Here is an 18156-nt window from a genome sequence, read left to right on the forward strand (position 1 = left end):
AACAGCCACTACAACGGATTTGGGCATTGGGTTTAATGGAAAGATGGTTTTGTATTTGTGATGATTTGGCAAATCCGAAAATAGGGCTTAATTTAACCCCAAACCCGCTGTAGTGCCAGAACGTTAGTGGTTATGCTAGAAAATGAAGGGAACTTTATGAAAATACCGAATAAAACAAAACTTATCTTCTTTTTAGTTTTTTGTTCTTTAAAAATTATTGGACAGAATAAAATTGCGGTAACTAAAATCGATATAAACAAAATTCCAAAAGAAATTAAATATAACGGTAAAGTTAAAAGCGCAATAACTTGGAATGACAAATTAGGCGAAAACTTTGTATTGACTTGTGAAACAGGAGAATTTAAAACTAAAAACTCTGAAAATGATGGTCGTGATTCTGAAATTTACGCATATCATTACATTCGTTCTAAAAGCGTTATTAAACAGAATTGGAAAATATACGATTTCGTAAAAGATTGTCCCGTCGATATTGAAGCTAGTTTCTTAAAAAACACATTGAATATTACAGACTTAAACAATGACGGAATTGGAGAAATTTGGATAATGTACAAAACCGCTTGCCACGGCGATGTAAGTCCTTGCGAAATGAAAATCATAATGTACCAACAAAACCTAAAATTAGCAATGCGAGGTCAAAATCGTGTAAAAGTTTCAGATAAAGAATATTATGGTGGAAATTACACTTTTGACAAAGCTTTTAATGAAGCACCAAATTATTACAAAGACTACGCAAAAAAATTGTGGAATAAAAATATAAATCAGAAATGGCAATAAGCACAACCACTAACAGCCACTACAACGGATTTGGGCAATAGGCTTAATGGAAAAATGGTTTTGTATTTGGGATGATTTGGCAAATCCGAAGAATGGGCTTAATTTAGTCCCAAACCCGCTGTAGTGCCAGAACGTTAGCGGTCAGCATACAAAACTACAGATACATTAAGAAAAATATAATAAAAATGAACAAAGTTGAAATCCAATTGAGCAAGACAAAACTATTACTCGGAATCGGTGGTTCAATTTTATTTGTAGTTTTAGGAATATGGTTATTCACTCACTCATATGATTTTCAGAATACAACATCTCGACTACCACAAAACCCAACATTTATCAAGACAATTGGAATTTTGGGTGTTTTGTTTTTTGGTGGCACTGGCACTTTTGGAATTAGAAAAATGTTTGACGATAAAGCTGGACTGATAATTGACGACACTGGAATTACTAACAATACAAATGCATCAAGTATTGGACTCATCAAGTGGTCTGACATTACCAAAATTAGAACGGGACAAGTTGGTTCGACAAAATTTTTATTGATTTATACAAAAAAGCCAAACTACTACCTTAATAAAGTTAAAGGCTTTAGAAGAAAGCTAATGGAAGGGAATAATAGAATGTATGGAACACCATTATCAATAACTTCAAATACTCTAAAATGTAAATTTAGTGACTTGGAAAAGCTTTTAAATGAAAAACTAATTGAACAACGTGAAAAAATGCCGAACCGCTAACAGCTACTACAACGGATTTGGGCAATAGGCTTAATGGAAAGATGGTTTTGTATTTGGGGTGATTTGGCAAATCCGAAGAATGGGCTTAATTTAGTCCCAAACCCGCTGTAGTACCAGAACGTTAGCGGATATTCTAAAAAAAAAACGCAATGAACTAACATTGCGTTTGATGAAGTTCCTAGCTCTACCGATGAGACTTATTTCCCCAATAAATTATTTTTTTGTGGAGAAAGATGGATTCGAACCATCTACCAGGATTTAATTATAAAAAAAAATGTAATTTGCTCTTCCAAAAGTAAGTATTTATGAATAAATTTCAAAGTGAAGCTTATCAAAATTTCATTCACTCTCATGTTAGGTTAAATAATTATGTTAAAATTTCTACTGGTGCTGTACTCAATTTACACAATGAATACAAAGACCCAATTGAACTTTCTGAAAAATTAAACTCAATAATTTTTAATGCAGGTGAGAGATGGACACCTACAATCCTAAAAGATGCTCATAACGAATTACTGTCAGTAACAAACGATTTAGCAAAAACTGGTATCATTTGGGCTTATTCTGCTTTTGACGTATACTTTAAGAAAGTTGAAGGCTATTTGTCGGGTCATTTTGTGAATGAAAAGTTGAGTACGGAAGAAGATGAGGATGATAAATCCCACAAAATTTTAGAATTGTATGAAAAACTTAATTGGGATCAAACTAAAATTATTGATCTACTACCTATTTTAAAATTTTATGAAGCTTTAAGACATTCTGTTGCTCATAATATGGGTCACCCAAGTGGAAAACTGTTGAGAATTTATGAAAGTGAAGAATTTATAAAGGCAAATGGTCAATGGCAAACTAAATTTCCTAATAGACAAATCTCACCACCTCCGGTTGTAACCGACAACATTATAGATTTGAAGCCACACCATGCAATAATGTATTCAGAAACCTGTCTTCGAATTGCATCAGACATAAACCTCCAATTAATAGTTTTGCTTGGTCGTAAACATTTTATACAGCGCACAATAAAAAAACATCTTTTAGATGCTCCAATTCTAAGTATTCCGCCTTGTCAAAATTTGTCAAGATACATAGCTTTTCATTTAAATAGTGACTATAAAATTAAATTGGAAAAATATGATGATTTTTATGAAGTATTAGATGGCATTGAAAAAGATATAAAAGATCAAACTATAAAAGAATACAAAAGACGATATAATCACCTAAAGAACATCCGCTAACAGCCACTACAACGGATTTGGGCAATAGGCTTAATGGAATGATGGTTTTGTATTTGAATGATTTGGCAAATCCGAGAATAAGGCTTAATTTAACCCCAAACCCGCTGTAGTACCAGAACGTTAGCGGTGATTTTAAAAGAACTAAACTAAATGACAAGAGCAGTAAAACTTACTTGGCTGATTATTACATTAAATATTTTAATCGCAACCATCATGATATTAGTAATGTTTGGCGTAAGTGGTTTTATGGAGACAATAATTCTTTGGCCAACAATATTATTACTCGGTATTCTTGGCCTATATATTTCTGGCTTTTATGTAGCACAAAAAATGGACAAAGAGATAAATATAAAGCATCAAAAAACTTATTTAATTGGAATTCCTGGTTTATTAACTATTTTAATTATCGGAACCTTCATTGGATCAACAATGGGTTTTATACAATTTGGAATTTCAGAAATTGGAAAAAATCATTTAAGTGAAGTAATCTTTGACTATTATATTAAACTATATTTTTGGGTGTTTTTCTTTGGAATAATTCCAACTCTTATAACAGGCTTTATTCTAGGAAAACTAATAAAAAACCACATTTAGGAATCATCAGAAATGAAAAAGACAATTAAAATATTAGCTTCACTTCTATTTGTTCTTATGGTTTTCACCTATTTGAACTTTTTCTCAAACATCATTTTTCCGTGGCAAAAAACAGAAGCGATTAAAACGACATTAAATTGGGGCGGATTAGCAAAACTGCCAAAAGAAGCAGAAAATCTAAGCGTTGAAAAATCAGGAAGTATGTTTACCCGAACTTTTACTATTGAATTTAACGCTGACCAAAAGGAAATTGAAAATTGGATTCTGAATAGTAAAAGACTTAAAGACAATAAGCCAAAAGTAAAAGGAGTAAACGAAACATACGAAATTTACCCAGGTGAAAATGAATCACTTGGCGGAAAAGTAAGCATCGAAAAAGGTAAGGTTACAATCCATATGAGTTGGAGTTAAAAAAACCACCGCTAACAGGTACTACAACGGATTTGGGCAATAGGCTTAATGGAAGTTGGTTTTGTATTTGGGAGATTTGGCAAATCCGAAGAATGGGCTTAATTTAGTCCCAAACCCGCTGTAGTACCAGAACGTTGTGTGAAATTTAAAAAAATAGAGGATGATAGATAAAGAGTTCATAGAAGAATATTCATTATTCAGAAAATACAAATCAGAAGGTATTTCTAAAAATTTACAAGATTGGAAAAAAACTCCAATAAACATGACTTGTAATGTTTGTAAATCTTTGCAAACGTTCAATTTATCTAATGATTTTTATTACGAAGGTTCATCGCAAAAAATTTTTGCGAATAATCGAGTTTTAAATTTGAAATACATTTGCCAATCTTGTAAAAATTTCAATAGACATTTCTATGTATATGTTAATGAAAATGTCAATGAATTCTATAAAGTTGGACAATTTCCAGAATGGGAAATTAAAATGGATAAAAATTTAGAAAAAACTCTTAACAAACATTCTCCCACTTTCAGAAAAGGTCTAGTTTGTGAATCACAAGGCTATGGAATTGGTGCGTTCGCATATTATAGAAGAATTACAGAAGAAATAATTGACGAACTTCTTGACTCAATTTCAGAATTAATTGAAGAAGAGCATAAATCGGAATATTTAATAGCATTAGAAAAAGCAAAAAAGACTAGAGTTACGCAAGAAAAAATTGACATTGTTAAAGATTTACTACCGACAATTTTAAAACCAAATGGTATGAATCCATTAGGTGTTTTACATAGTGAATTAAGCGAAGGTCTCCATGCATCAACAGATGAAGCTTGTTTAGAAAATGCAAATCATATAAAAAGTATATTAACATTCTTGATAAATCAAATTATACAAAGCAAAGAATCAGCAAAAAGTTTTACTTCTAGCATGAAATCTTTATTAGAAAAGAAATCTGCAAAATAAACTTCACACAACAGCCACTACAACGGATTTGGGCATTTAGCTTAATGGAAAGTTGGTTTTGTATTTGGATGATTTGGCAAATCCGAAAATAGGGCTTAATTTAGTCCCAAAACCCGATAGCGCGGATTTGCAATCCGTGCACACAAAGTACATCGACAAAGTGAGAGCAGCGACAAAAAAGAATTGCAAAACAAGTTAAACTTAATAATTGGGTGGTGCACGGATTGCAAATCCGCCATCGAATTCTCCTTATGCGTTACGCAAAATGTCTCTGCCTTTTGCGTTTTTTAAGATAGTACCTCTTTCCGTGAATGTCTTTAGAATTGTATGCGTTTTAATAGTTATAAAAAAACAGCTTTGGCAAATCGGCACTATCGGAAATGGATAAAAATTTCAATACAGTACTGATTATTCATTTTTTTTAAATAACTTAACTCCCTAATCCTTAATTAAATAATTTCATTATGAACATTTCAAAAGTATTATTCGCTATTTGTTTGTCTTTTATGTTTTTTGGGTATGGTCAAAATAAACTAACCGGGAAGGTTGTCGATTTTAACAATAAACCTGTAGCAAAAGCTAAAATATACTTTGATTCCATCTACTCCAAAGTTCAAACAAATAAGAATGGAGAATTTGAAGTTTTAGTTCCTGCAAAGGCGAGTACAATAAATGTTTACTCTCATGATTACGGATTATTATCCTCTAAATACAATAATGAAACCAAGATGAGTTTTGTGTTTTTAGAAGCTGATCAATCAAAAAAAATAAAACAAGGGACTGATGTTTCAATTGCATATTCAAAATCAGAGGACAAATATGTTGCCAAATCTCAAAGTAAAAGCACCCAAAGTGACAAGAGTAATTACAACACCATCTATGACATGATAAGAGGCAGAGTAGCGGGAGTGACCGTCTCAAGAGATCACAAAATAACCATTCAAGGAGTTAGCTCAATAAACTATGCTTCAGAGCCATTATTTGTTGTTGACGGGATGATAGTATCAAATATTGATTATCTTATTCCTAATAATGTAAAATCAATAAGGGTTTTGAAAGGTGCTGAAGCTTCTTATTACGGATCTCAAGGGTCTAGCGGCGTTATAGTAATAACAACTATAAAATAATTTTTCATTAAATTTAAATTAAAAAGAATAAGCTACCTCTTTCGGCAAAAAACTGAAAGGGGTTTTTCATTTATTAGAATTCTGAAGAAAAATTAGGAGCAGAAGTTTACCATTATTCATCAGCATAACTCCTGCTGTCCGCTATATCCATCTCGTTGAAAAAACAAGATGGGATGCCGCTCCCATCAGGGCTACATCACCTATTTTATTTTCATAAAATATTCTCCAAAAAATTCCTCGCTACTTTAAACAAAATCAGCATTTAATAGCTAAACTTTTTTATTTAAAATAAAATGATATTTATCCTTGCAAAAGAGAGAATTAACTTTTTAACAAAAAAAACCCACTTTGTTATTTATAACAATTCCAAGAATAAAATGCATCGTTTAATAATTTTCAATAAAATATATTCAATAATTTTGCTATATATTTAATATTCTGTAATTATATGCATGCATAGTAAATAATTTGCCCTTTATACATTTATTATAATTAATTTAGCCAAAATTATTCTGGAAACTATCACAATGAAAATAAAAATAACTGGTATAGGAAGCTATATTCCTGAGAAAAAGATTAGCAACACTGACTTTAGCGAACATGTTTTTTTAAATGAAGATGGCTCCCCTTTTGCTTATGCAAACGAAGTCGTAATCAACAAATTCAAAGGCATTACTGGTATTGAAAAAAGAAGATATGCCGAGGATCACTACACCGCCTCAGACCTTGCGTTTTTTGCATCCCAAAAAGCGATAGAAAATGCAGGAATAGATCCGGAAACTTTAGACTACATCATTTTTGCCCACAATTTTGGTGATGTGAAATTTGGAACCTCCCAATCGGATATCATTCCAAGTTTGGCCACTAGAGTAAAACACCAATTACAGATAAAAAACCCAAAATGTGTCGCTTATGACATTCTTTTTGGTTGTCCAGGCTGGATTGAAGGTGTATTGCAAGCCAATGCATTCATAAAATCCGGAATGGCCAAGAAATGTCTTGTCATAGGTGCAGAAACATTGTCCCGTGTGGTAGATGCCCACGATAGGGATTCCATGATTTACTCTGATGGCGCAGGAGCATCAGTTATTGAAGCCTCAGATGATGAAACTGGAATGTTATCTTATGAAAGCGCAACTTATGCCGCCGAAGAAGCTAATTTTCTTTACTTCGGAAAATCATACAACCCCGATTTGGATCCCGATACGAAATACATCAAAATGTATGGTCGCAAAATTTATGAATTTGCTTTAAGCCAAGTTCCTGCAGCTATGAAAAGCTGTTTGGATCAAAGTGGTCTGGGGATTAATGATGTTAAAAAAATCCTTATTCACCAAGCCAACGAAAAAATGGACGAAGCTATCATTCACCGTTTTTACAAATTATACGGGCAAACTCCTCCAAAAGACATTATGCCCATGAGCATACATGAATTGGGAAACAGCAGTGTTGCAACAGTTCCCACATTATTTGACCTATTAATTCAAGGAAAAATAGAAAATCAAGAAATTAAAAAAGGAGATGTATTGCTTTTTGCTTCTGTAGGGGCCGGAATGAATATCAACGCCTTTGTCTATAGATATTAAACTAGCTGTACGCTTATTTACTCGAAGCCCACTTCACTCTTCTGTGCAGTGGGCTTTTTTTTGGAAACAAAACCAAATTTAAAGCTCAATACCACTAGATATTATTGGACAAATTTGAAATTACAAACCGTATAAGAAACAGAATCTTTATATTTGCAAACTCTAAAGCAAAAGCGGTAGTTAAAAATTAAAAAAATGTACGAAAAAACGTTTCCCAATAAAAGATTCAAACATACTTTAGAATTTTTAAAAAAACACATCAACACCTCACAAACCATACTAGATTTGGGTGTTGACAATCCTTTTTCTAAAATAATGAAAGAAGAAGGCTTCACCGTAAAAAACACTACTGGCGAAGATTTGGACGTGAATCAAAGTGTTTTTTCAGAAGGAAAGCAAGATGTGGTAACTGCTTTTGAAATTTTCGAACATTTATTGAATCCGTACACCATTTTAAGTGAAATAAAATCGGATAAATTGTTGATATCAATTCCTTTGCGTTTATGGTTTTCATCGGCTTATCGCAGTAAAACAGATATGTGGGACAGACATTACCACGAATTTGAAGACTGGCAATTGGACTGGTTACTGGAAAAAACAGGCTGGAAAATCATAGACAGAGAAAAATTCACTCATCCTGTTAAGAAAATTGGATTTCGCCCATTATTGCGATTTTTTACTCCGAGATATTATATCGTTTACGCGGAAAAAGCAAAATAAACAACTTTGTCAAAGTTTAAAACTTTGACAAAGCTTTGAACAAAACAAATGAAATATTACATCGTAATTCCGACCTACAACGAAGAAGCCCTTATTGCTTTGACTTTGCAATCCTTAGTATCGCAAACGGTTTTGCCAAAAAAAATAGTGGTTGTCAATGATAATTCTACCGATAAAACGGCCGAAATTGTTTTGGCTTTCGCCAAAGACAATCCGTTTATAACTTTGGTAAATAAAACTTCCAGTGCGGTTCATTTACCGGGAAGCAAGGTGATACAAGCTTTTCAGAAAGGACTGGAAACTTTGGACGAAGATTACGACTTGATGGTGAAAATTGATGCTGATTTAATTTTTCCTTCCAATTATTTTGAAACCATAATAAAGCATTTTCAATCCGATTCAGCAATTGGAATGGCAGGCGGATTTTGTTACATCGAAAAAAATGGAAATTGGGTATTAGAAAACCTAACTGACAAAGACCATATAAGAGGCGCATTAAAAGCGTATCGAAAAGAAACTTTCCAACAAATTGGAGGCTTAAAACCGGCTATGGGTTGGGATACAGTTGACGAATTACTTTGTAAATTCTACAATTGGAAAGTAGTCACCGATTCCAGTTTACACGTAAAACACCTCAAACCAACTGGAGCTAATTACAGTAAAACGGCACGCTACAAACAAGGAGAAGCTTTTTACACACTTGGATATGGTTTCTGGATTACAGCAATTGCATCAGTGAAATTAGCAATGATGAAGAAAAAACCATTGCTATTTCTCGATTATATCAAAGGTTTTTGGAAAGCAAAAAATGCAAAAACACCTTTATTGGTAACCCAAGAACAAGCCCGTTTCATAAGAAACTATCGTTTACAAAAAATGAAGCAAAAGCTTTTCTAATGAAAAACTCATAACCCATAACTTATAACTCATAACAAGTTTGTAATTTAGCCCATATTCTATACCATTATGATGCTCATTCGCTATACCTCCCAAATCGGGAAATATTTTTTAATGCTGAAGGAAATCTTTAACAAACCAACGAAATGGTCGGTTATGAAAGGTTTAATTTATAAGGAAGTTGATGATTTAATCATTGATTCATTAGGAATTGTTGCCTTCATTTCTTTCTTCGTTGGAGGAGTTGTTTCAATGCAAACAGCCTTGAACTTAACGAATTCTTTTATTCCAAAGTACCTTATCGGGTATGCTACACGTCAATCAGTAATTTTAGAATTTGCCCCAACCTTTATGTCTATCATTATGGCTGGAAAAATGGGGTCATTTATAACATCCAGTATTGGTTCTATGCGTGTTACGGAACAAATCGATGCTCTTGAAGTTATGGGGGTCAACTCCCTTAATTATTTGGTTTTTCCTAAAATAATAGCCTTGCTTTTATATCCTTTCCTCGTAGGTATAGGAATGTTTCTTGGTATTACAGGTGGTTATATAGCAACCGTTTATGGTGGATTTGGAAACAGTATTGATTTTATTGATGGGCTCCAACGCGATTTCATTCCTTTCCATGTTGTATATGCCTTCACCAAAACTTTTATTTTCGGTATGTTATTGGCCACTATTCCGTCTTTTCATGGTTTTTACATGAAAGGTGGCGCACTGGAAGTTGGTAAAGCCAGTACCGTTTCTTTCGTATGGACTTCGGTTACCATCATCTTGCTCAATTATATTATCACCCAATTACTCTTAACAAAATGATAGAAATAAAAAACATAGAAAAATCATTTGGCGGTGTCAAAATTCTTAAAGGAGTTTCTTGTGTTTTTGAGGCAGGAAAAACCAATTTGATTATTGGTCAAAGTGGATCCGGAAAAACCGTTTTATTAAAATCATTATTGGGAATTCATACTCCAGAAATGGGAACCATTTCTTTTGATGGACGTATTTATTCTGATTTGAGTGCAGATGAAAAAAGAGAAATACGTACCGAAATTGGCATGCTTTTTCAAGGAAGTGCCCTTTTTGATAGTATGACAGTTTCTGAAAACGTGGGTTTTCCTCTAAGAATGTTTACCAACGATAGTAGTGCCAAAATTCAAAAAAGAGTTGATTTTGTTTTAGAGAGAGTAAACCTAGTAGGCGCTCACAAGAAACTACCTTCTGAAATTTCAGGAGGAATGCAAAAAAGGGTTGCCATTGCCCGTGCCATTGTAAACAATCCTAAGTACTTATTTTGCGATGAGCCGAATTCTGGATTAGATCCTAATACTGCTATATTAATTGACAATCTTATCCGGGAGATCACCGAAGAGTACAACATTACGACCGTTGTAAACACTCATGACATGAATTCTGTTATGGAAATTGGAGATCATATTTTGTTTCTAAAAAATGGTCTAAAAGCTTGGGAAGGAACCAAAGAAGAAATTTTTCTTACCGAAAATGAAGCTATCGTCGAATTTGTTTATTCATCAGAATTATTCAAAAAAGTAAGAGAAGCCTATTTAAAAGGGTAAATTAGGTTTTATTTCTTTTAAATAAAGTCTTTCGATATCCAGCCCAGTTGATTAAAACCACACCAATTAGAATCACAATTAAGGCAAGTATTTGTTTTGCACTTATGGTTTCTTTGGCAAACAACCAACCTAAAAAAACAGCTATAACTGGGTTTACATATACATAGGTTCCAACTTGTATCAATGAACGCTTCGTTATTAGCCATAAATAAGCAACAAAAGCGAGTATCCCAAAAACAATAAGATATCCCAAACTCAACCAAGAGGTTAACGATACATTACTAAAAACAAATCCTTGGGTCTCTCTCGTAAAATAGGACAACATCAAACAAAACAATCCTGCGCTTATCATTTGCAAAGCCACATTCATCAATGTGGGCAAATCAGTTGGATAATATCTAGAGAACAAAGAACCTAGTGCCCAAGAAATTCCTCCGGCAATAATTACTATTACACCTAAAACAAAATGATCTGAAAAAACAGATTCATTGACATCAAAAAGAATTATAACCCCAGCAAAACCAATAATCAATCCTAAAAGTGAACTAATGTTTGAAAAATTTTCTTTCCACTTTGGGTAATCTAAAATCAAGAACCAAAAAGGCAAACTACATACTACTATTGAAGCAATCCCTGAAGGAACAAACTGTTCGGCCCACATCACAGATCCTGTTCCGCCAACAAGCAAAAGAGTTCCGTAAATTGAATTTTTGAGCATGGCTTCCTTACTTGGTTTCTTTAAATTTCCTTGTGCTTTTATCAAAATCAATAAAAGGAAACCCGCAATTACAAATCGCATTCCCATCAACATAAATGGCGGAATCGTTTCAAGACCCAAAAAGATAAAGAAATAGGTGCTTCCCCAAATGATAAAGATAGCCGCAAAAGCGAGATAGATAAGAAATTGGTTTTCGTTTTTAGACATATGATTTGGTGGATTTTATAAAATAAAAAAAATGATTCCTTTCTGAAAATTGAGTTGCCTCAAAATTCTCAAGAATTCACTTTTTTATTTAATGGAATAAAAAAACTATTTATTAGGATTTCAATTGAGATACAATTGCTTTTATTTCTTGTTCCTTACTTTTAGGATAAATCAACAAGACAGAATCTTTGTCTACAATAATATAATCATCCAAACCATCTACAATTACTTGTTTCCCTATAGCGGTTCTAATAATATTATTCGATGCGTTTTGCAATAAAACGATTGCATTTACCACCGCATTATTATTATCGTCTTTTGGCAGTTTTTCATGCAATGAGCCCCAAGTTCCGAGATCATTCCAATCAAAAGTAGCTGGAAGAACGTAAACATTTTTGGCGTTTTCCATGATGGCATAATCAATGGAAATATTCTCAGCGTTCGGATAATGGGACTGAATAAAAGCATTTTCACTCTCAGTGTTGTATACATCATAACCCTCCATAAAAAGAGCAAACATCTCAGGCTGAAATTCTTCAAAAGCTTTTAAAATAGATCGTACGCTCCAGATAAAAATACCAGCATTCCACAAATAATTCCTGCTTTGGATAAATCGTCTAGCTGTTTTGGAATCTGGTTTTTCTCTAAACTGAACTACTTTTTTTATGGAACGGCTATCCAGTTTATCAAATTCAATATAACCATAACCAGTATTGGGAGCTGTTGGTAAAATCCCAAGCGTCATCAACGATTCTTCTCTTTCACATAAATCAAAAGAACGTTGCAAATTGGCCACAAACTGCATTTCATCTTCAATCCAGTGATCGCTTGGTGCGACAACCATTACTGCATTTGGATTTATTTTTTTTATTTTCAAAGAAGCATACAAAATACAAGGAGCCGTATTTCTCATAGCTGGTTCCAAAACAATTTGCTCTTGTGTTACCATTGGCAATTGTTCCAAAATCAAGTCATTGTAACTTTCGTGTGTTAGGATCAAAATATTCTCTTTCGGAATGATTTGTGATAATCGACTGAATGTTTTCTGAATTAAAGTCTCTCCGGAACCCAACATATCATGAAATTGCTTCGGGAATTCTCTCGTACTTACTGGCCAAAATCGAGAACCGATTCCACCTGCCATCAATATTGCGTAATAATTTTTGTTCATTTTATTTTTTTGTCTTCGCTACTTTATAGCTAATCATTTTTTAACCTGGCAACAACTCTACCTCGGCATTTGGATTAAATAAATACAATCGTCCGGAACTTATTTCCAAACATTCGTATCGTTTGGTTCGTATTGCTATTTTCTTGAAGATCTTTCCATTTGAAATTCTAAAAACGCTACCGTAAGGAATATCAAAGATATAATTTTTATCATTTGGTTTATCATACTGCTTTAGAGCCAATGCCAATGTAGTATCGGTATCACTACTTGCGGTCGGATTTCTAAAATGCCTTGCTAACAAGGGCAGCAAATGATTCGGAAAAATCTCTGGTCGAATAAAGGGCACCATAATCCTTTGAAAAGAATATTTCCATTCATTTCCGTGGGGCTTAATATGCCTTCCAAATTTTTCAAAGGCCACCAGATGCGAAATTTCATGAATCAAGGTAATTAAAAACCTGTATTTATTAAGACTGGAATTAACAGTGATTTCATGTTTCCCATTCATCCCTTTTCGGTAATCTCCATGACGCGTTTGCCTCTCATTGACAATTTTAAGATGCACCTGATGCGTAACAATCAGCTCAAAAACTGGTTTTACGGCATGTTCCGGCAAATATTTTAAAAGTGTTTCGGACAAAATTAGTTATGGGTTGGTGGAAGAAACAGGTAATACTTTACCGTTAAAATATTTATTTCCTGTAAGAGTGAAATCATAAATGTAGTTGGCCATTTCACTAGCCGAAAGTGGTGCCTGATAGCCTGGAAATGCTTCTTGTAACATTTCGGTTTGAACAGATCCCAAAGCCAAAACATTAAAAGAAATCCCTTGTTCTTTATACTCTTCAGCCAATAATTCAGACAAAGTAATTACAGCCCCTTTACTGGAACTGTAAGCTGCTAATCCAGCAAATTTAAGACTTCCTTGCACGCCTCCCATAGAACTTATGGTTACCACGTGGCTCCCTTTTTGCAAATAGGGCAAACAAATACGCGTCAGATTTGCTACTCCAAAAACATTAACTTTATATATATTTTCAAAATCATGTTGTGTGGTTTCCGAAAAAGGTCTTAATAATAAGCTTCCTGCATTGTGAACAATAGCATCAATATTCTTCCAAGTAGTAGAGAGAAAATCGCTTACTTGTTGCAACTCTTCTTCGTTAGACAAATCAACTGAAAGACAGCTTATATTTTTATGTAAAAGCAACTGTTGGTTTATTTTTCTTGATACAGCAAGCACTTGATGTCCTGCATCGGCAAACTGCAAAGCCAACTCGAAACCAATTCCTCTGCTTGTCCCTGTAATAATAATATTTTTCATAGGGCAAAAATAATCAAAACAGTTAAAAAACTGTAACTTTAAATTTTAAAAAATATATTTTTATCCTTTAATAAATAAACAGAAAATCTAACTTTTATTTTTGTACATCACAATCTTTGATTCAATTGTCTTAACCGCTATGCTTACATTTAACAAAAATTATTTTGGATTTGCAATTCTGATTTTTTTAATTGAAATTTTGATTGCGCTTTATATGAATGATCCTTTTGTCAGACCTTATCTTGGCGATGTTTTAGTTGTTATCTTAATGTATTGCTTTTTAAAATCTTTTCTCAAAATACCTGTTTTGACTGTCGCGATAGTTGTATTGTTTTTTTCTTTTACGGTCGAATTTTTACAATTTTTGAATATAGTCGAAAAATTAGGTTTAGGAAAATCAAAAATTGCCAGAACTGTTATTGGAACTTCATTTTCTTGGATTGATTTACTTACTTATCTTTTTGGAATTTCCATCGTAATTGTAACTGAAAAATTTTGGATGAAAACTCAAAATAAAGTGATGATTTTCAACCATTTTAAAAATCTAAAATAGAACGGCACTTTTACTTATTTTTGCAAAAATAAATCCAACTAGATTCCATAATGATGATTGAAAATATCCAATTTGAAGTAGCAAAAAACACAGATATAGAAGGTGTATTGGCATTACAGAATCTTTATTTGGTATCCAATATGACTGAAGAGGAAAAAGCTTCAGGATTTGTAACGACTCCTTTTTCTGTTGAACAATTACAGGAGGTGATTCGTCAAGAAGGCTTGTTTATTGCCAAAGACGATAACAAAATTATCGCATACATTTTTGCGGCGAGCTGGCAATATTTTAGTCAATGGGCTATTTTTAATCACATGACTCCCATGCTTCACGGACTTTCATTCAAAGATTTTAAGATGACTGACACCAATACTTTTCAATACGGACCTATTTGCATTGACAAAAAATACCGCGAAAAAGGCTTGATTAATCCTTTCTTTGATTTTATGAGAACACACCTTGTGAAACGTTTTCCAGTAAGTATAACTTTCATCAATAAAACCAATTTGCCTTCGCAAAAAGCGCATATCGAAAAACTGAAATGGTCGCTTATTGGAGATTTCCAATTCAACAACAATAATTATTTCATTTTGGCTTATGATATGAGTCAACCCTCTATCTGATTTTTTTCTTCAAATACTTTTTATAGACTTTATGCGCTTGAAAAAAGGCCAAAACCATAAAAAACAATGGAATTACAATTGGCAAAATAATTTTTGAATAATCCAATATTTTTTGGGAAAGTGAATCCAATAAAACGATTACTGCTAACATTCCAAAAAAAGTTCCTACCAATGTTCCAAAAATATAATGAAATCTAAGTTTCTTTGATAAAGTTATGTATTTGGCATTCATCAAATACAAATTCCAAGCCATCCAAAATGGTATTTGAAGAAAGTTCAATCCACACAATACCATTCCGATTAAAAAAGGAGAATAGCGAACATAACTTTCCAAATAATTATGCTCTTCGACTGTTTGATTCGAATGGGCATAAAATAAATAGGCCAACAGTAAAAGAAAAAACACAGCAAAAAAATCAATCCCTTTCATTAATTTCTTATTATTCGCCAATTGGTTCGCAAAAATCACTGTACAATAAATGACGATAGCTTCAACGACGATTACACCTAATAAATAAGAAACCAACGGATTTAATCCAAATTTGGAAAAAACCTCAACCCCAATAATATTCAAATAACCCAAAGGCAGCGAACCCACAAAGCTCACGATAAATCCAACGGTTATATTTTTTAAGGCTTTCATTTACTGAAAATTGATAATTTTCTGATTCTGTTTTTGGTGCAGACGGTATTCTTTCATTCCTGCTTTGTGTTCCAAATAAGGAAATCCGTTTTGATAATTAGCTACACTAATCTCAAACATATAAGTAATGTGTCGAGCGAGCTCTTTCCATGCAAATAACAGGTTGTGTTTGGGGTCATAAATATGAGTTGGTTCACTTGCAGCTCCATTTAGTTCGACAACAGAGAAGTTTTTCCCTTGTTCCAAATCTTCAAACGAACCATACATAATATCCAATCTTCCAAAATGGAAACCGGGAATTTGCACACACATTTCGTTGAAAGTATCGGTAAGTTTTGGAGTTACCCAATGACTTACATCAATAAATTTGGCACCACGCGCATGATTTCCGTAAGGCACAAGATTTATTTTATCGCCCTCAGGCAAAACTTCTCGCAACTTACTTCCATACTCCTGTTTCAAAACTTTTAATTGCAGTTCATATCGGGGATTTTCTTTTATCAATTCTTCAATAGTGGCAACTCCATTTCCGGTAATGATTAAAAATTCCTTGGCAACTATTCCTGTAATCCTACCAATTTTTTCATGTGGATAGCGCACATAAAAAACACCAATTTCATTTTCATACGGAATCAAATCCTGCACAATAAAATCGAAACCAGCTCTTTCTGTATATTGTTTCAAATCGTCTCGATTTTCTATTTTTTTTACCGCAGAACCTCGCAAACCGATATCGGGTTTGGCAATAAAAGGATATTTAATTTTAGAATTTTCCAATACTTTCTCTATTTCTGCAATAGAAGTCCCAGCTTTCAACAATTCCGTTTTGGGATAATATTTTTTTGGAATTAGATTGTAAATCTGCTTTTTACTTTCCATCATAAAACCGCCATTTTTGATGGTCGGATTGGACGCATTAAAGAAAAAAATGGATTTTGCTTTAATTGAATAATATGCCCATAAAAAATATATCGGTATATAAACCATTTGAAAGGGCCAGTATTCCCAATGGGTCAATTTATGGATGAATAATTTCAATTTTGTATTTGTTTTATGGGTTTTGTGAAAGTTTTAAACTTTGACAAAGCTATTAAATGGAAATAAATGTTTTTGAATACTCTTTATCGGCAATCAAGTCCAAATGACGAATCATTACTTTGTTTTTCTCAATAACGGATTGGGTGATACTTAAGGTTTTCAACTCATCGTTTCTGTTAATCACTAAACCGTGGTTGTTATTATCAACCTCTGTATAACGATGAAAATAGAGCATTTTTTCTTCAGTAATTTCAGGATTGGCATCTAAAAAAGTGTAAAACCAATTAGCTCTCCGTTCCCGAATCACTTTGGAATATAGGGTTGAAGAAGACCAAACATAATTTTTATCCGTCTCTAAAGCGATGGTTGATTTTTCGACTCCATTCCAACGCAATTGAAAAAGCTGCTTATCCTGAAACAAAACTAAGGTAAAAGGCTCGATGTTTTCTAAATCAATTTCACTCCAAAAATCCTTTGGCGAAGCGCTACTTATCATTTCGAGAACAATTTGACCTCGGCTTTTTCGATAAGACAATTGCACTTGGTGTTTTTCGTCGGCTCCGTTTAACAAAACCAAAACCGTTCCGTTTTCATCCACCACAAACCAAGTTCCACCAGCTTTGGAGTCTTTTGGAAAAATAATATTTTTTCCGTTCAACGTGTAATTCTTTGGTGGAATAGCACTTGGCCGAATTATTTTTTCATCTCGATTGGAGGTAATGATAATTGTATCATTGGTATGAACAAAACTTACTGTGCACATTGTTTTCTATATTCAATTGTAGAACGAGCCACTCCAAAATTATCATCAACGGCTATGTTTTCACATTTCAAAATTGCCACTTTAATTAAAGCTTGGTGATGAATGCAATGTTCCAGATTATATAACAATTCTCGGTAATAATTGCTTTGAATATGGACAACATTACCATCAATTATTTGTTGCAATTCGATATTTTTATTATCCTTTGAAATGCCGTTTTTAACATCCAAAATCATTTGAATTGCAAAATCTGTATTGGTTTCAATCAAAACATTTCGCTCTCTTTTATCATAATTAACAATTCCTGAATCATAATTTCGATTCAAACATTGAAACATTTCAACGATATGTCGCGTATGTTCCCCAATACTAGAGCCACTCAATTCAAAACAAGGTTCTGAATATTCCTCTTCTGACAATTGACTAAGCAATCCAATCAATTCGTCTAGACTATTATTTATGGACGGAATTAGCAT

At 33.2% G+C, this 18156-nt stretch carries 22 protein-coding genes; 14 read left to right on the forward strand and 8 right to left on the reverse strand.

The features are described from left to right. The first annotated feature begins 156 nt into the window (after window positions 1–156). The 12 genes from DOS84_RS18210 to DOS84_RS18265 all read left to right on the forward strand — a co-directional run bounded on the left by DOS84_RS18210 (window position 157) and on the right by DOS84_RS18265 (window position 10640). Window positions 157–795, forward strand: coding sequence for a M949_RS01915 family surface polysaccharide biosynthesis protein (locus DOS84_RS18210; protein WP_165830469.1), 639 nt, complete (start codon window positions 157–159; stop codon window positions 793–795). Between the two features lie 185 nt (window positions 796–980). Continuing rightward, the gene (locus DOS84_RS18215; protein WP_111411534.1) at window positions 981–1532 is read left to right on the forward strand and encodes an STM3941 family protein; all 552 of its coding nucleotides are present in this window, start codon (window positions 981–983) and stop codon (window positions 1530–1532) included. A gap of 305 nt (window positions 1533–1837) precedes the next feature. After that, a complete protein-coding gene (locus tag DOS84_RS18220) occupies window positions 1838–2767 on the forward strand; it encodes a hypothetical protein (protein WP_111411535.1) in 930 nt (309 codons plus the stop codon). A 150-nt stretch (window positions 2768–2917) separates the two neighbouring features. Continuing rightward, window positions 2918–3361 (forward strand): hypothetical protein, encoded by a 444-nt coding sequence (locus DOS84_RS18225; protein ID WP_111411536.1) that lies wholly within the window; start codon window positions 2918–2920, stop codon window positions 3359–3361. Between the two features lie 12 nt (window positions 3362–3373). Then, entirely contained in the window at window positions 3374–3772 is a 399-nt protein-coding gene (locus DOS84_RS18230; RefSeq protein ID WP_124020664.1) for a hypothetical protein, read from the forward strand. 160 nt (window positions 3773–3932) lie between these two features. Further along, window positions 3933–4733 carry a hypothetical protein gene (locus tag DOS84_RS18235; RefSeq protein ID WP_111411538.1) on the forward strand — a complete coding sequence of 267 codons (801 nt, stop codon included), beginning with the start codon at window positions 3933–3935 and terminating at the stop codon, window positions 4731–4733. 464 nt (window positions 4734–5197) lie between these two features. Further along, window positions 5198–5860, forward strand: a complete 663-nt coding sequence (locus tag DOS84_RS18240) for a TonB-dependent receptor plug domain-containing protein (protein WP_111411539.1) — start codon at window positions 5198–5200, stop codon at window positions 5858–5860. Between the two features lie 527 nt (window positions 5861–6387). After that, window positions 6388–7446, forward strand: coding sequence for a 3-oxoacyl-ACP synthase III family protein (locus tag DOS84_RS18245; protein ID WP_111411540.1), 1059 nt, complete (start codon window positions 6388–6390; stop codon window positions 7444–7446). A gap of 195 nt (window positions 7447–7641) precedes the next feature. Next, window positions 7642–8166 carry a methyltransferase domain-containing protein gene (locus tag DOS84_RS18250; protein WP_111411541.1) on the forward strand — a complete coding sequence of 175 codons (525 nt, stop codon included), beginning with the start codon at window positions 7642–7644 and terminating at the stop codon, window positions 8164–8166. A gap of 48 nt (window positions 8167–8214) precedes the next feature. After that, window positions 8215–9063 carry a glycosyltransferase family 2 protein gene (locus tag DOS84_RS18255; protein WP_111411542.1) on the forward strand — a complete coding sequence of 283 codons (849 nt, stop codon included), beginning with the start codon at window positions 8215–8217 and terminating at the stop codon, window positions 9061–9063. A gap of 69 nt (window positions 9064–9132) precedes the next feature. Beyond that, complete coding sequence (locus DOS84_RS18260) at window positions 9133–9882, forward strand: MlaE family ABC transporter permease (protein WP_111411543.1); 750 nt, start codon at window positions 9133–9135, stop codon at window positions 9880–9882. Continuing rightward, complete coding sequence (locus DOS84_RS18265) at window positions 9879–10640, forward strand: ABC transporter ATP-binding protein (protein ID WP_111411544.1); 762 nt, start codon at window positions 9879–9881, stop codon at window positions 10638–10640. Before DOS84_RS18260 ends, DOS84_RS18265 begins: the two co-directional genes overlap by 4 nt. Window position 10641: 1 nt before the next feature. Here the strand turns inward: DOS84_RS18265 and DOS84_RS18270 are convergent, their stop codons facing one another. From DOS84_RS18270 to DOS84_RS18285, 4 genes are all read right to left on the reverse strand, one after another. Beyond that, window positions 10642–11565: an EamA family transporter gene (locus DOS84_RS18270; RefSeq protein WP_111411545.1), complete on the reverse strand. Its 924-nt coding sequence runs from the start codon at window positions 11563–11565 to the stop codon at window positions 10642–10644. Between the two features lie 112 nt (window positions 11566–11677). Next, window positions 11678–12736 (reverse strand): mannose-1-phosphate guanylyltransferase, encoded by a 1059-nt coding sequence (locus tag DOS84_RS18275; RefSeq protein ID WP_111411546.1) that lies wholly within the window; start codon window positions 12734–12736, stop codon window positions 11678–11680. Between the two features lie 40 nt (window positions 12737–12776). After that, window positions 12777–13376: a SprT-like domain-containing protein gene (locus DOS84_RS18280; RefSeq protein ID WP_111411547.1), complete on the reverse strand. Its 600-nt coding sequence runs from the start codon at window positions 13374–13376 to the stop codon at window positions 12777–12779. A gap of 6 nt (window positions 13377–13382) precedes the next feature. Continuing rightward, window positions 13383–14060: an SDR family NAD(P)-dependent oxidoreductase gene (locus DOS84_RS18285; protein WP_111411548.1), complete on the reverse strand. Its 678-nt coding sequence runs from the start codon at window positions 14058–14060 to the stop codon at window positions 13383–13385. Between the two features lie 139 nt (window positions 14061–14199). On the opposite strand from DOS84_RS18285, the gene DOS84_RS18290 reads away from it, so the two are divergent. Together DOS84_RS18290 and DOS84_RS18295 are read left to right on the forward strand one after the other, a co-directional pair. After that, complete coding sequence (locus DOS84_RS18290) at window positions 14200–14613, forward strand: ribosomal maturation YjgA family protein (RefSeq protein ID WP_111411549.1); 414 nt, start codon at window positions 14200–14202, stop codon at window positions 14611–14613. 50 nt (window positions 14614–14663) lie between these two features. Then, window positions 14664–15236 (forward strand): GNAT family acetyltransferase, encoded by a 573-nt coding sequence (locus DOS84_RS18295; protein ID WP_243636406.1) that lies wholly within the window; start codon window positions 14664–14666, stop codon window positions 15234–15236. Here DOS84_RS18295 and DOS84_RS18300 read toward each other — a convergent pair. The 4 genes from DOS84_RS18300 to DOS84_RS18315 all read right to left on the reverse strand — a co-directional run bounded on the left by DOS84_RS18300 (window position 15229) and on the right by DOS84_RS18315 (window position 18156). Next, window positions 15229–15879: a hypothetical protein gene (locus tag DOS84_RS18300; RefSeq protein WP_111411550.1), complete on the reverse strand. Its 651-nt coding sequence runs from the start codon at window positions 15877–15879 to the stop codon at window positions 15229–15231. The genes DOS84_RS18295 and DOS84_RS18300 overlap by 8 nt on opposite strands. Beyond that, entirely contained in the window at window positions 15880–16761 is an 882-nt protein-coding gene (locus DOS84_RS18305) for an ATP-grasp domain-containing protein (protein ID WP_341537939.1), read from the reverse strand. It abuts the gene before it with no gap. Between the two features lie 208 nt (window positions 16762–16969). Further along, a complete protein-coding gene (locus tag DOS84_RS18310; RefSeq protein WP_111411552.1) occupies window positions 16970–17680 on the reverse strand; it encodes an NRDE family protein in 711 nt (236 codons plus the stop codon). Further along, on the reverse strand, window positions 17668–18156 hold the full coding sequence (locus DOS84_RS18315) for a DinB family protein (RefSeq protein WP_111411553.1): 489 nt from the start codon (window positions 18154–18156) through the stop codon (window positions 17668–17670). Before DOS84_RS18315 ends, DOS84_RS18310 begins: the two co-directional genes overlap by 13 nt.

This window comes from Flavobacterium aquariorum, assembly GCF_003254745.1.
Taxonomy (GTDB): domain Bacteria; phylum Bacteroidota; class Bacteroidia; order Flavobacteriales; family Flavobacteriaceae; genus Flavobacterium; species Flavobacterium aquariorum.

What these genes read in the sequence shown, in the direction of transcription:
- DOS84_RS18290 (WP_111411549.1), top strand. Translation starts at nt 14,200, where the DNA reads ATGCTTACATTTAACAAAAATTATTTTGGATTTGCAATTCTGATTTTT.
- DOS84_RS18275 (WP_111411546.1), bottom strand. Translation starts at nt 12,736, where the DNA reads ATGAACAAAAATTATTACGCAATATTGATGGCAGGTGGAATCGGTTCT.
- DOS84_RS18230 (WP_124020664.1), top strand. Translation starts at nt 3,374, where the DNA reads ATGAAAAAGACAATTAAAATATTAGCTTCACTTCTATTTGTTCTTATG.
- DOS84_RS18270 (WP_111411545.1), bottom strand. Translation starts at nt 11,565, where the DNA reads ATGTCTAAAAACGAAAACCAATTTCTTATCTATCTCGCTTTTGCGGCT.
- DOS84_RS18300 (WP_111411550.1), bottom strand. Translation starts at nt 15,879, where the DNA reads ATGAAAGCCTTAAAAAATATAACCGTTGGATTTATCGTGAGCTTTGTG.
- DOS84_RS18225 (WP_111411536.1), top strand. Translation starts at nt 2,918, where the DNA reads ATGACAAGAGCAGTAAAACTTACTTGGCTGATTATTACATTAAATATT.
- DOS84_RS18305 (WP_341537939.1), bottom strand. Translation starts at nt 16,761, where the DNA reads ATGATGGAAAGTAAAAAGCAGATTTACAATCTAATTCCAAAAAAATAT.
- DOS84_RS18220 (WP_111411535.1), top strand. Translation starts at nt 1,838, where the DNA reads ATGAATAAATTTCAAAGTGAAGCTTATCAAAATTTCATTCACTCTCAT.
- DOS84_RS18295 (WP_243636406.1), top strand. Translation starts at nt 14,664, where the DNA reads ATGATGATTGAAAATATCCAATTTGAAGTAGCAAAAAACACAGATATA.
- DOS84_RS18245 (WP_111411540.1), top strand. Translation starts at nt 6,388, where the DNA reads ATGAAAATAAAAATAACTGGTATAGGAAGCTATATTCCTGAGAAAAAG.
- DOS84_RS18260 (WP_111411543.1), top strand. Translation starts at nt 9,133, where the DNA reads ATGATGCTCATTCGCTATACCTCCCAAATCGGGAAATATTTTTTAATG.
- DOS84_RS18235 (WP_111411538.1), top strand. Translation starts at nt 3,933, where the DNA reads ATGATAGATAAAGAGTTCATAGAAGAATATTCATTATTCAGAAAATAC.
- DOS84_RS18250 (WP_111411541.1), top strand. Translation starts at nt 7,642, where the DNA reads ATGTACGAAAAAACGTTTCCCAATAAAAGATTCAAACATACTTTAGAA.
- DOS84_RS18210 (WP_165830469.1), top strand. Translation starts at nt 157, where the DNA reads ATGAAAATACCGAATAAAACAAAACTTATCTTCTTTTTAGTTTTTTGT.
- DOS84_RS18265 (WP_111411544.1), top strand. Translation starts at nt 9,879, where the DNA reads ATGATAGAAATAAAAAACATAGAAAAATCATTTGGCGGTGTCAAAATT.
- DOS84_RS18215 (WP_111411534.1), top strand. Translation starts at nt 981, where the DNA reads ATGAACAAAGTTGAAATCCAATTGAGCAAGACAAAACTATTACTCGGA.
- DOS84_RS18315 (WP_111411553.1), bottom strand. Translation starts at nt 18,156, where the DNA reads ATGCTAATTCCGTCCATAAATAATAGTCTAGACGAATTGATTGGATTG.
- DOS84_RS18310 (WP_111411552.1), bottom strand. Translation starts at nt 17,680, where the DNA reads ATGTGCACAGTAAGTTTTGTTCATACCAATGATACAATTATCATTACC.
- DOS84_RS18285 (WP_111411548.1), bottom strand. Translation starts at nt 14,060, where the DNA reads ATGAAAAATATTATTATTACAGGGACAAGCAGAGGAATTGGTTTCGAG.
- DOS84_RS18255 (WP_111411542.1), top strand. Translation starts at nt 8,215, where the DNA reads ATGAAATATTACATCGTAATTCCGACCTACAACGAAGAAGCCCTTATT.
- DOS84_RS18240 (WP_111411539.1), top strand. Translation starts at nt 5,198, where the DNA reads ATGAACATTTCAAAAGTATTATTCGCTATTTGTTTGTCTTTTATGTTT.